Here is a 9,917-nt window from a genome sequence, read left to right as displayed (position 1 = left end):
GAGGAGCTTTGCAACTACGGTGCTATTGCATCATGAAACTGTCTGAACCATTGCTTAACAATACGCTTTGAATTTGCGCCCTTGACTCTAAAGTCCAGCCGCCAGAAGTCACCCTTTTTAGTGATTGCCATGCTTGCACCTTGATGTTAAAAGAAACTGTTCAAACAAAAGGAGAAGACAATGAAGTCTTTGTTTATTGCTGTAGCTGCTGCGTTTTTGCTTTCTGGCTGTTTGGGTGGATCCGACTCCGGTTCAACACCACCAGCACAAGTGCAACCAAGTCAAATTAGCTATTCAGATATTGCTGGGATCTGGGAGGTTAAATATACCGATGAGGGTGAAACTTATGAAGCCGTCATGGTGCTGACAAGTGACGGAAAAGCCTTGCTGAGTGATCTGGATGTTGCCATTTATGGCACGGCCAGCGTTAGTAATGGCCGGTTAACAATTCAGGGGTATGCGTATGATGGCGTGGTTATTCCGGTAACCCTAACCGGCACGGCAAACCCTGACAGAATGGAGCTTTTAGGCACATCGCAGGTGGGTAACCAAAGCTTTGTAGCAACCCGCACTCAGAAAGAAAAAAGCCTGTATCGTCAGGGTGCCAATCTTGCAGGGCTGGCCGGAACTTACTCTGATGATCCAGACTTTCAGGGCTACTCAGATGTTTCTGGGATAGCAGTGATTGACACCCAAGGCAACCTAACATTTACAGCACCAAGCTGCACTGTGATGGGCAAGCTGAGTACCATTAACACGGCATTTAATGAATACAATGTCCGGTTTGATACCGCAGGTTGCACAGCGGCATTTACATCGGGGATTTATGATGGGGTGGCCGTGAAGTATGAAAACTCCCAAGGCAAGCAAGGTGTATTTGCTACTGGGGTTATGGGAAATCAAGAGGCAGTATGGTTTGTGGGTGTGAAATAGCCCTGTAGCCAACCAAGCCAACCAAACAAAAGAGCCGCCTTCTGGCGGCTTTTCTTTGCCTTTTGTGTTATTCCTCGCTTCCCTGCCCTTCTCTATTGTGCCACCACCGGCAATGCGCCCGGTGTATCAAGTTCCAGTCTTTAATCTCTCTTGAGTGGCTTTCAGATCGGGTGAAATTTGCCCGGCTTCTGGGGCTACCTGTCCAGTCATCAGCCATAGGGCGTACTGTGGGAACACTTGGCAAACGGCAAGCGGTGTATCACTGCTGGGTGTGCGTCTTCCCATTTCTGTCTGTGTGAGCGTTGCGACCTTAACCCCTATTTTTAAACAGAAATCCTCTCGTGAAAGCCCTTCTGCTTCCCTGATCATTCGTATCTTCTGACCAATGTCGTTTGACATATTCAAAATCCTGTGTAATAGTTCGCTTGTATTGTGTCATTTGACATATAGGTGCGTTTGTATAACGTCAAACAACACAGTTAAGTTAACACACTACACAGGATAACCCATATATGACAACCGAAAAGCCCTTATCTGAACTCAAGGTCACCATTGACGGTGTAACCGTTTCTGTTGCCGCACCCTACTGCACACAAAAAGAGTGGATGCAGCGCACCGGCATGAGCCTTTATGAAATCCGTAACCGCCTGGACAAAGGCGATATTGCCCGGCACCAGCTCAAGCCCGGTGGAAAAGTGTTTGTAAACGTGGTGCAGGAAATCCGTAAAACCATTGAAGCAAAACCCTACTGAGGATAACGGCAATGGCAGACAAAACCCCTTATCTGGTTGAACGGCTGAAACACTACCGCACCAAGGCTGCAGAGTGTGGTGATGTTTTGCCTAGTGAGGATTATAAGGCGTGGTTTAGTAAAACCCTCTGGGAAGTCAGGGCGGAAACAATGGAACACGTTTTGGATGTGCTGGGGGTGGAATATGACTAAACCCCGCTCTTGGTCTGAGCTTGCACAAGTGCACGGCCTGAAAGACCCACATGCAAAGCTGCGTCAGGTCTGGCACTCGCTCAGATACGCTGAAAAGCGGTATCTGCTGCAGGCGGCTGAGCTGCCACCAGAGACAAAGCTGCAGGATATTCTCAGCGGCCAGCAGGCCGAAAAAATCACTGCTGCAATCCGCAGGGCATCCGGTTGGGCACAGGGATTGGGTCTCTGATGCTGTCCGTTGCTTCTCTGGCTCATGAGCGGTTCGGTCCTGTAAGTGTTTGCCAGCCATGGCGTGAAAAGATTATTGGGTATCTGCCTCAGTCGATGCAATCCGGCGTTGTTGCTGCTTATTTACGAATTGAAAACGATCGGGGTTATGTTGAAGCCAACAGGGCTTTGTATCGTATTAGGCGGGCGGTTGTTGATCCTGATGTGTTGAAGTGCGGTGATTTTCGTCTGACCAATGATGAAGACGCGCTCAGGGATTGGGCTGAATCCAGAGCAGCAGGAGTTGAACGGGCTGAGTCCAGGGCAGGAACAGAGGTTGCAATGGCAAAGGCTGTAGGTTGGTGTGAGTTTTATGACTTCGACCCGCTGGAGTCGAATGACCTTTTTGGAATGCTGGCTCGTTATAAAGATGCAAAGTGGTGGAAACGTCAGATGCGTGTCAAGCAGGCGCGTGTGATTGATCAGCTGGGGCGTGATCTTGGTCTGGTTAACAAGCGGCGGCAAATTTATTTAACTGATGAAGCATACAGTATTAAGAGGCTGGCCAGAAAACGTAACCGGTTGCTGCTGGAGCGGTTGGAGGCTGAGAACCAGCATGGGCAAACATTCACGCTGGCAGAGCTGGCCGATAAAAGCATTTCTAAGCCTGAGATAAGGCGAACTGAGTTGATGGTGAGGCTTCGGGGGTTTGAAGAGGTTGCGGATCAGCTCGGCCATGTTGCCGATTTTATAACAATCACCTGCCCGTCTAAGTACCACTCAAGCCTGATTAATGGTGCTCAAAATCCAAAATATCAGGGGTTTACGCCCCGTCAGGCAAATGACTACCTGTGCAGTGTTTTTGACAGTGTGCGCAAGGCGCTTGGGCGTGACGGTGTTCGCATTTACGGGTTCAGGATTGTTGAGCCACATCATGATGGGTGTCCACATTGGCACCTTCTTTTGTTTATGCGTCAGTCAGATCTGATGCATGTCCGGAAAACTATCAGCCGTTTTGCGCTGGCTGTGGATGGAAATGAGCCGGGCGCACGTCAGCGCCGTGTCACATTTGAGCGGATAAATAAGGAAAAGGGGTCTGCAGTTGGTTACGTGGCGAAGTACGTTGCTAAAAACATTGATGGTTTGAATGTGGAGCTGGATAGCTACGGTGAAGACGCTATCCGGAGCGCAAAGCGAATTGTTGAATGGGCAAGTGTTTGGGGGTTGCGTCAGTTCCAGCAGGTGGGTGGTCCGGAGGTGGGTCCTTGGCGTGAAATGCGCCGTGTAACTGAAGAAAAGCTTCAGGAGTGGAGCCAGGTGCTTAGGACGTGTGGTGAGCTGGTCCCGGAGCTTGCGGAAAAGGTTCGGCAAGCTGCTGACTCAGCAAACTGGGCAGCTTACGTGCTGTTGCAGGGTGGTCCGATGTTGCCGCGTAAGGATCGGCCAATCAAGTTGCTGATGATGACAGCGCCTGAGACTGATCCGCTGAGGCGTGTTGATCGGTCAACGGGGGAATATCGGACAGAAAAGCATGGGGTGTATGGCGACCTGTTGAAACGGGTTAAGGGTGTGCTTGTGCAGGGGGTGATAGTGGTAAGTCGCTGGTACACGTGGACTGTTAAGCCTGTACGGGCTGGGTTTGAGGGTTTGAGCGGGGCTTCAGCCCCGCCTTGGACTCGTGTCAATAACTGTCCGGTGGTCGCTACCGGATGACTTTCAGACAGAAAAAAGGGGTTTACGGGTGACAGATTCAGAGCTGCAGGAGAAAAAAAACAAGCTGGAACAGCTGACCGCAAAAGCAAAGGCGGTGCCAGCGTTTCAGGCCGTGGCGGTGCTAAAGGATGCCGGGATTTTGGCCGGTGAAATTGTGTGTGAATTGGCAGCGCGGGAGGTGGAACGTGTCAATCAATAATCCGGTTTTGGGGGTGTGTGAATGCCCTGAGTGTGGTGGTCAAGCTTCGGTAATGCAAAGCAAGCGCCGGGGGCGGCATTTGTACACGAATTGCAGCAGTTGCGGTCTGGATCAACGTACCGGCGCAGAGGTGCAGAACCGTCTTTGGCACGGTACTGAATGGAAAACCGGCGTTGATCCAATGCACCACCGACCATCCAGCGTTGTAGACGGTTGGAAACCAAAACCCCAGGCCGAACCACAACCGAGCGTTGCACCGGCTGAACCTATGCCGGATTGGTCGCCAGATGATCCAGCAGACCAGCAGGAATCAGCAGTTAAACCGAAATCAGGGGCAGGCCGTGCGCTGGTGGCATTGGGTCTGACCGTGGCAACCGTGGCACTTGTTTTAAGAGCCGCATAACAGGAGCAAGAGAATGACCGAATACCAAGAAGTAAACCCAGAACTTGAGGCACTGGCCGCAACTGCAGCAGATCAGCCGGTAACCGAATCGGAAACCGAACAGCAGGGCGAACAGCTGACCGACCACGAGCACGAACAGGCGGCGGAAGCACTGGCCGGAACAATCGTGGCAGGGCTGGAAAAAATGTTGCAGATGCGTTACCCATATTTTGAGATGGATGCAGACCGTGGCCGTGATGGGGTTGAAGCACTCAAGCCGGTGGCTGCTGATTTTGTCGGGGATATGCCGGATTGGTTGAAACCATACGCTAAATATCTGGGAGCCGGTCTGTTTATCGGTGGTTGTGTGTTTGAAGCCAAGCGTCAGGAAAAAATTCAGCTGCAGGAACAGGAGACGAAAAACCGTGGCAATCAATCCGAACACGGCTTGGCCGAACCTGCATAACCTGTACCTTGCCGCCAGCGGTGGCGGCAAGAGCCAGGCAATCAAACAGAACAAGGAAATACCCGCGCAAGGTGCGCGGGTGGTCGCTTGGGATGTGGACGAAGACCATAACGTCAGGCACTTTGACAGCAGACCGGCTTTTGCCCGTGCCCTGTTATCGGCCTGCAAGTCTGGGCGCGGTTTTCGGATTGGCTGGGCGGGTGCCGGTGACGTGGGAACCTTTGAGTGGTTTTGTCAGCTGGTATTTGCAGCTCTGGATGGACGGGTAAAAACCCATGTGCTCATTGAGGAGCTGGCCGATGTAAGCCCTTCCGCTGGTAAAGCAACTCCCGCATTTGGTCAACTGTTGCGCCGTGGTCGAAAATACGGCGCGGTGATCCATGCCGCCAGCCAACGGGGAACCGAAATTAGTAAGACGGTTTATACCCAGTGTTCCCGCCATTGGGTAGGGATTCAAGAGGGTGTAGACGTGGACAGAATGGCGCGGCTGTGTGCTGTGCCGCCTGATCTGATTAAGGGGCTGAAACCCCTGCAGTTTCTCTACAAGGAAGCCGGGAAGCCACCCGTTAAGCGACAACTGAACAAGCCCGGCAAATAAGCCGGGTTTTTTTATTTTTAACCGAACTGACCGAATTTATCTTGCAGGGTTCGGTTCCGGCTGTTGACCCTGAAAAAGTCTTGTGTAAACAAATTTCAACAGCAGCAGGGAAAAGAACATGAATGCAGTACAGAATATTCAGCGCAACATTGATACCCGCATTGTTACCAGTGTGGTGGTGGCCTCGTTTGTAACCGGCCTGATTATCATCGGTCTGAACAAAATTGGCATGAAGCAAATTGCAGCAGTTGCCAAAGGGGGCAAATAACATGCGTATGTTATCCAAACTTCCGTCACTTGCAAACGTGGCTCCGGGCAGTACGGCAACACTAAATTGCCCGATTGGCCGCAGTTATGACCGGATTATTCTGGAATACACTGGTGTCACGCTGGCACAAATGAAAAATCTGCGTGTTGAATTGGACGGTAAACCAATTCAAGAGTTTAAAGACGCGGTTCAACTGAATGACCTGAACAAGTATTACGGTCGTTTTGAAGCGGCAGGCTTTATTACTATCTGGTTTAATCGGCCAGAAATGAACACGCTGGAACACCAACGCGTTACACGTTTGGGAACTGGTGCTGGCGGTCAGGGTGTTGTTCAAACTTTCCAGATCAGTTTTGACGTGGATTCCGCAGCTACAGCCCCCGTTGTACGTGCTCATGCGGTGCAGTCAGAAGCCTCGCCGCTTGGCATGATTACAAAAGTAAAGCAGTTTGTTTTTAGCTCTGCAACCGCTGGTCAGTTTGAAATTGACAGTATCCCGCGCGGTCCGCGGATCCTTGCTGTGCACTGTTTTAAATCAGATGTTACTGCCGTGGAAGTAGAGCAAAACAGCCGGAAAATTCGAGAAGGCAGTAAAGAGCTGCTGGAGTTTTTACAGCAAGAAAGTGGTCGTGCTCCGATGACTGCAAAGGCCACGACCATTGATTTTACGCAGGAAGCGGATCTTTATCACTCACTCGAAACCCGTCCGGATTTTATCCGTGATCAACGTTTTCGGCTGTCGCTTGCAACTCCGGGCGAAGTGCGCGTGGTAGTTGAATATCTGGATCATCTGCCGGGGATTTAAAAATGTCTTGGATGGATTTGGCAAACTCTGCCATCAATGCTGCTGTGCAGCGTGAGCAGATAAAGGCTACAGCAAGCGCCACGGCTGCTGGCCAACAGGCTGCTGTGAGCCAGCCACAAGTTTCACAGGTAGTGCCGCAGCAAGACAATGTGTCGGGTGCTCGTGCAGTGGTGGCAGGGGTAAGCCCCCTGCTGTTGCTTGGCGGCGGCGGTGCGCTGTTGTTGGGTGTCATTCTCTTGATGAGGAAATAGCATGTTTGGCGCAGCAATGACCAGTTTAACTGGGGGCGGTGGCCTTTCGGGCGGTGCCGCAGGTGATGCAACTGCAACAAGCACAAACACAAACGATATATCAACGGGTGTAGGTGGAATTGGCGGTTTTGCGGTTGGCGATTATTACAGTCGCGGTGCACAAGTAGCGCAGGCCAGCAGCGGTAATACGCTGCTGATTGCTGGGGTTGTAATCGTGGTGGCGTTTTTATGGCTCCGGAAAAAGTAGTTTGGTCTGCAGCGGCTGCAAAATCGTTGGCTCGTGCGCTGGGTAACGATCTGCTGGAGATTGAAGGGCAGGTAAAAACCGGCATTTGTGAGTTGTGGCAATACACAGATGGTGGCTACTGCGTGACGCGGGTCGAAGTCAGCAAAACCGGCACAGAGCTTGTAATAGTTGCGTCAGGTGTTGAATCGGGTGCAGAAAAGTTGGCTGGCTGGGTTAATTTGGCAAAAAATAATGGCTGGTCGGTAAGAATACACAGCCAGCGTCCGGGTATGAAACAGTTTTTAAACAAGGCCGGTTTTGTCACGGCTGAAACAGTTTACAGGTGGCAATATGGGCGGTAGTTCAAGAAGCGAAAGCACTAATATAACAAACACTAGTACGGTACACGATACAAATACGCAGAATACATCGCTGCAGGGTGAGGGTAATATATTCGGTGAAGGCAATACCCTTATTAACAATACATCAGACCCTGATGTTTTAATGTCTGTTGCTGACAGTGCATTCTCCAGTTTAAATAGTATTGGGAGTGGTGCGTTTAGTGCAGCAAATAGTCTGGGCGGATCTGCTTTAAATACAGCGGGTTTTTTGGGTCGTGATGCGTTTGATTTAGCTGGCACAATAACACGAGATAATAACTCGCTTTTGGGTAGTCTCGGGATGGCTTTAATTGATAGCAGCTCACGCGCAAACACAAACAGTCTGCTTTTAGCTGAGGAAGCGACAGGTAACGCAATGGATCTTGTGAGCAACTTTACTGAACGCGAGCAATTGGGGTCAGTTGCGGGTCAAAATAAATCGCTGATGTGGGTGGCTGTTGCGGCGGTGTTGGTTGCAGGTGTTGCATTTGTTGGGGGGCGCAAATGAAGGAGTTAGTTAAAAACCTCGCAGCTGGACAGCAAGAATTTGTTGCAGCAGTCGGCAACTACATTTATTTAAAACAAGATGAAGTTGTGCTGAATATCATAACTGACAGCGGTGACAACATCAATTTGGGGCGCGGTCAGGGTATTGAGCTGGATAAAACATTTAATGGTTTTTACATCCTCAATACATCAGAAGAACAGCAGCAGTTTGTCATTATGGTAGGTTTTGGCAAATACCAAAACAACACAATGACGGGTGATATTCGCGGTCAGCTGGAGCTGACAAATATTGAATTGCTGGAAATCAAGCTGGAGCAGATAAGAGGTATTCTGCAGCAGTCAAGTCCTGTTGCCTCTGATTTTAAGAAAATTGATTTTGGTTTAAGTTCGGGGTCTGGTGTTTTGACTTATCAGATACCGGCTAACGCTGATCGTAAGATGCTAATAGTTAGAAATAATAACTCGGCTACTAGTACATTGTGGTGCAGGGTGAATGGTTGGCGTCTAAATGGAGGTGAAATGCTTGAACTGAATATCAGTGGTGGTGTTGAGTTGTATGTGAGTACTGCAGTGAATATTGATGTTTGGGAGATAACGGGTTAATTGATTGGGGGTAGTGTGAGTTATTTTAAATTTTACAGTGTGCCTGTTAGCGAATCTGCCGGTGATCTAATTGAATCGCAGGAAGAGACAGAGTCAAATGAATCAGAAAATGATAACAGCGGGGATACTCCTGCTGATACTGATGAGTAGCGGGGTGCTTATGTCGACAAAAAAACCACGGGGCATCCGCAATAATAACCCCGGCAATATCAAGCATGATGGCACACAGTGGCAGGGGCTGGATAATCCAGCAAGTGACGGAGTGTTTAACCGTTTTATCAGTCCGGAGTACGGTATTCGTGCAGTCGCACGGATTTTAAACACCTATCAAACACGTCACGGTTTAAATACTGTGCGCGGGATTATCAATCGTTATGCCCCACCGGTTGAAAACCAGACAGACAGTTATGTTATGCACGTTTCTGGTGTGCTGGGTGTGGGTGCTGATTACCCGATTAACGTTAATGATCACATGATGCAGCTGATTAAAGTGATCATTCTGCATGAAAACGGCCAGCAGCCCTATTCTGATGCTGTTATCAGTAAAGGCATCGAAATGGCGGGTGTGTAATGGCTTTGCTCACTGACAAACAGTTTATTGCAGTTGGGCTGGCGGGTGTGCTGTTTGTTTGGTGGACAAGTCGCAAAGTGGGTCAAGTTGCAAACGCGGTGAATCCGCTGAACCCTGAAAATGTCATCAATCAGGCGGCTGAAGGCGCATTTACGGCAGTAACTGGCATTGAGCAGCCGCCAGGTGTTGCACTGTACGGCTGGCGTAACGGTGAGCGTGACGAATGGACGATGGGTCGCACGGATGAAATTATCTGGGAGCGGCAGGCACGGGGTGAGCCGCTGGAGCCGATGACTGCAATAGCCCAGGCACGGCATGAGTGGAATACAACAAAGGCAGGCTGGTTTAACCGCTGGTCAAAAAAAGAACTGATGGGATACGGACAATGAATGAAGAAAAGTCGAAAGTGACTAAAAAACAGGCAGTTGTTACAGGAATTGCAATGATCGGTAGCGCGTTTTTGGGTGCCGTTGTGCCTCCTGAACTGGTTGCTGGGCTGATGGGGCTTTTTGGCTGGTAATTATGGAGCTGACGATTCTTGAGGCAATAAATGCGGGTGGGAACGCTGGTCTGCTGATTATTGGCTTTGCAATCCTACGGCTTGAGCGGCGGGTGTTAAAACTGGAAATGAAAGGGGAACTGAATAATGGTGACAAAACGCAGTGCAACTAAGGGCAAAGGCCGTCTTAAAAAAGGCTATCGCTATGCAAAGGGTGGCCGGATCGTGAAGGCCAAGAAAAAGTAGCTGGTAACTTTGTGGTAACTGCTGAGAGCGTTAGACCTGAAATCCCTTTCAGATCAATGCTTTAAGTGGTGGAGACGGCGGGAGTTGAACCCGCGTCCGTCGGCACTCTGCCCTTGGATC

Annotated in this window: 21 protein-coding genes; 20 read left to right on the top strand and 1 reads right to left on the bottom strand. The window is 50.0% G+C overall.

What is annotated here, in order from left to right:
• The first annotated feature begins 180 nt into the window (after positions 1–180).
• Positions 181–933 (top strand): hypothetical protein, encoded by a 753-nt coding sequence (locus tag IBX50_RS14030; RefSeq protein WP_292256842.1) that lies wholly within the window; start codon positions 181–183, stop codon positions 931–933.
• A gap of 126 nt (positions 934–1,059) precedes the next feature.
• Here IBX50_RS14030 and IBX50_RS14025 read toward each other — a convergent pair whose 3' ends face one another.
• Positions 1,060–1,332 (bottom strand): helix-turn-helix transcriptional regulator, encoded by a 273-nt coding sequence (locus IBX50_RS14025; protein WP_292256840.1) that lies wholly within the window; start codon positions 1,330–1,332, stop codon positions 1,060–1,062.
• 113 nt (positions 1,333–1,445) lie between these two features.
• On the opposite strand from IBX50_RS14025, the gene IBX50_RS14020 reads away from it, so the two are divergent.
• The 19 genes from IBX50_RS14020 to IBX50_RS13930 all read left to right on the top strand — a co-directional run bounded on the left by IBX50_RS14020 (position 1,446) and on the right by IBX50_RS13930 (position 9,724).
• The gene (locus IBX50_RS14020; RefSeq protein ID WP_292256838.1) at positions 1,446–1,685 is read left to right on the top strand and encodes a hypothetical protein; all 240 of its coding nucleotides are present in this window, start codon (positions 1,446–1,448) and stop codon (positions 1,683–1,685) included.
• A gap of 11 nt (positions 1,686–1,696) precedes the next feature.
• Complete coding sequence (locus tag IBX50_RS14015) at positions 1,697–1,876, top strand: hypothetical protein (RefSeq protein WP_292256836.1); 180 nt, start codon at positions 1,697–1,699, stop codon at positions 1,874–1,876.
• The gene (locus IBX50_RS14010) at positions 1,869–2,105 is read left to right on the top strand and encodes a hypothetical protein (protein WP_292256834.1); all 237 of its coding nucleotides are present in this window, start codon (positions 1,869–1,871) and stop codon (positions 2,103–2,105) included. The genes IBX50_RS14015 and IBX50_RS14010 overlap by 8 nt, the downstream gene beginning before the upstream one ends.
• The gene (locus tag IBX50_RS14005; protein ID WP_292256832.1) at positions 2,105–3,796 is read left to right on the top strand and encodes a replication endonuclease; all 1,692 of its coding nucleotides are present in this window, start codon (positions 2,105–2,107) and stop codon (positions 3,794–3,796) included. Before IBX50_RS14010 ends, IBX50_RS14005 begins: the two co-directional genes overlap by 1 nt.
• Positions 3,797–3,824: 28 nt before the next feature.
• Positions 3,825–3,995: a hypothetical protein gene (locus IBX50_RS14000; protein WP_292256830.1), complete on the top strand. Its 171-nt coding sequence runs from the start codon at positions 3,825–3,827 to the stop codon at positions 3,993–3,995.
• Entirely contained in the window at positions 3,982–4,398 is a 417-nt protein-coding gene (locus IBX50_RS13995) for a hypothetical protein (RefSeq protein ID WP_292256828.1), read from the top strand. Before IBX50_RS14000 ends, IBX50_RS13995 begins: the two co-directional genes overlap by 14 nt.
• Positions 4,399–4,411: 13 nt before the next feature.
• Positions 4,412–4,843: a hypothetical protein gene (locus IBX50_RS13990; protein WP_292256826.1), complete on the top strand. Its 432-nt coding sequence runs from the start codon at positions 4,412–4,414 to the stop codon at positions 4,841–4,843.
• Positions 4,803–5,441, top strand: coding sequence for a hypothetical protein (locus tag IBX50_RS13985; RefSeq protein ID WP_292256824.1), 639 nt, complete (start codon positions 4,803–4,805; stop codon positions 5,439–5,441). Before IBX50_RS13990 ends, IBX50_RS13985 begins: the two co-directional genes overlap by 41 nt.
• 118 nt (positions 5,442–5,559) lie before the next feature.
• Positions 5,560–5,709, top strand: a complete 150-nt coding sequence (locus IBX50_RS13980; RefSeq protein ID WP_292256822.1) for a hypothetical protein — start codon at positions 5,560–5,562, stop codon at positions 5,707–5,709.
• Position 5,710: 1 nt separating this feature from the next.
• On the top strand, positions 5,711–6,514 hold the full coding sequence (locus IBX50_RS13975) for a major capsid protein P2 (RefSeq protein WP_292256820.1): 804 nt from the start codon (positions 5,711–5,713) through the stop codon (positions 6,512–6,514).
• Between the two features lie 2 nt (positions 6,515–6,516).
• Positions 6,517–6,765: a hypothetical protein gene (locus IBX50_RS13970; RefSeq protein WP_292256818.1), complete on the top strand. Its 249-nt coding sequence runs from the start codon at positions 6,517–6,519 to the stop codon at positions 6,763–6,765.
• Position 6,766: 1 nt separating this feature from the next.
• Complete coding sequence (locus IBX50_RS13965) at positions 6,767–7,012, top strand: hypothetical protein (RefSeq protein WP_292256816.1); 246 nt, start codon at positions 6,767–6,769, stop codon at positions 7,010–7,012.
• On the top strand, positions 6,994–7,353 hold the full coding sequence (locus IBX50_RS13960) for an STAS domain-containing protein (protein WP_292256814.1): 360 nt from the start codon (positions 6,994–6,996) through the stop codon (positions 7,351–7,353). Before IBX50_RS13965 ends, IBX50_RS13960 begins: the two co-directional genes overlap by 19 nt.
• Positions 7,343–7,879 carry a hypothetical protein gene (locus tag IBX50_RS13955; RefSeq protein WP_292256812.1) on the top strand — a complete coding sequence of 179 codons (537 nt, stop codon included), beginning with the start codon at positions 7,343–7,345 and terminating at the stop codon, positions 7,877–7,879. The genes IBX50_RS13960 and IBX50_RS13955 overlap by 11 nt, the downstream gene beginning before the upstream one ends.
• On the top strand, positions 7,876–8,481 hold the full coding sequence (locus IBX50_RS13950; protein ID WP_292256810.1) for a hypothetical protein: 606 nt from the start codon (positions 7,876–7,878) through the stop codon (positions 8,479–8,481). Before IBX50_RS13955 ends, IBX50_RS13950 begins: the two co-directional genes overlap by 4 nt.
• Positions 8,482–8,641: 160 nt before the next feature.
• A complete protein-coding gene (locus tag IBX50_RS13945; protein ID WP_292256808.1) occupies positions 8,642–9,052 on the top strand; it encodes a structural protein in 411 nt (136 codons plus the stop codon).
• Complete coding sequence (locus IBX50_RS13940; RefSeq protein WP_292256806.1) at positions 9,052–9,441, top strand: hypothetical protein; 390 nt, start codon at positions 9,052–9,054, stop codon at positions 9,439–9,441. The genes IBX50_RS13945 and IBX50_RS13940 overlap by 1 nt, the downstream gene beginning before the upstream one ends.
• On the top strand, positions 9,438–9,572 hold the full coding sequence (locus IBX50_RS13935) for a hypothetical protein (RefSeq protein WP_292256805.1): 135 nt from the start codon (positions 9,438–9,440) through the stop codon (positions 9,570–9,572). The genes IBX50_RS13940 and IBX50_RS13935 overlap by 4 nt, the downstream gene beginning before the upstream one ends.
• Before the next feature lie 2 nt (positions 9,573–9,574).
• A complete protein-coding gene (locus IBX50_RS13930) occupies positions 9,575–9,724 on the top strand; it encodes a hypothetical protein (RefSeq protein ID WP_292256803.1) in 150 nt (49 codons plus the stop codon).
• The last annotated feature ends 193 nt before the right edge of the window (positions 9,725–9,917 follow it).

Source organism: Marinospirillum sp. (genome assembly GCF_014859565.1).
This window is presented reverse-complemented; position numbering and strand designations above follow the sequence as displayed.

Coding starts and splice junctions, on each gene's coding strand:
- IBX50_RS14015 (WP_292256836.1), top strand. CDS start 1,697: ATGGCAGACAAAACCCCTTATCTGGTTGAACGGCTGAAACACTACCGC.
- IBX50_RS14025 (WP_292256840.1), bottom strand. CDS start 1,332: ATGTCAAACGACATTGGTCAGAAGATACGAATGATCAGGGAAGCAGAA.
- IBX50_RS14030 (WP_292256842.1), top strand. CDS start 181: ATGAAGTCTTTGTTTATTGCTGTAGCTGCTGCGTTTTTGCTTTCTGGC.
- IBX50_RS13930 (WP_292256803.1), top strand. CDS start 9,575: ATGGAGCTGACGATTCTTGAGGCAATAAATGCGGGTGGGAACGCTGGT.
- IBX50_RS14020 (WP_292256838.1), top strand. CDS start 1,446: ATGACAACCGAAAAGCCCTTATCTGAACTCAAGGTCACCATTGACGGT.
- IBX50_RS13950 (WP_292256810.1), top strand. CDS start 7,876: ATGAAGGAGTTAGTTAAAAACCTCGCAGCTGGACAGCAAGAATTTGTT.
- IBX50_RS14010 (WP_292256834.1), top strand. CDS start 1,869: ATGACTAAACCCCGCTCTTGGTCTGAGCTTGCACAAGTGCACGGCCTG.
- IBX50_RS14005 (WP_292256832.1), top strand. CDS start 2,105: ATGCTGTCCGTTGCTTCTCTGGCTCATGAGCGGTTCGGTCCTGTAAGT.
- IBX50_RS13940 (WP_292256806.1), top strand. CDS start 9,052: ATGGCTTTGCTCACTGACAAACAGTTTATTGCAGTTGGGCTGGCGGGT.
- IBX50_RS13945 (WP_292256808.1), top strand. CDS start 8,642: ATGTCGACAAAAAAACCACGGGGCATCCGCAATAATAACCCCGGCAAT.
- IBX50_RS13935 (WP_292256805.1), top strand. CDS start 9,438: ATGAATGAAGAAAAGTCGAAAGTGACTAAAAAACAGGCAGTTGTTACA.
- IBX50_RS13960 (WP_292256814.1), top strand. CDS start 6,994: ATGGCTCCGGAAAAAGTAGTTTGGTCTGCAGCGGCTGCAAAATCGTTG.
- IBX50_RS13980 (WP_292256822.1), top strand. CDS start 5,560: ATGAATGCAGTACAGAATATTCAGCGCAACATTGATACCCGCATTGTT.
- IBX50_RS13965 (WP_292256816.1), top strand. CDS start 6,767: ATGTTTGGCGCAGCAATGACCAGTTTAACTGGGGGCGGTGGCCTTTCG.
- IBX50_RS13975 (WP_292256820.1), top strand. CDS start 5,711: ATGCGTATGTTATCCAAACTTCCGTCACTTGCAAACGTGGCTCCGGGC.
- IBX50_RS13955 (WP_292256812.1), top strand. CDS start 7,343: ATGGGCGGTAGTTCAAGAAGCGAAAGCACTAATATAACAAACACTAGT.
- IBX50_RS13970 (WP_292256818.1), top strand. CDS start 6,517: ATGTCTTGGATGGATTTGGCAAACTCTGCCATCAATGCTGCTGTGCAG.
- IBX50_RS13990 (WP_292256826.1), top strand. CDS start 4,412: ATGACCGAATACCAAGAAGTAAACCCAGAACTTGAGGCACTGGCCGCA.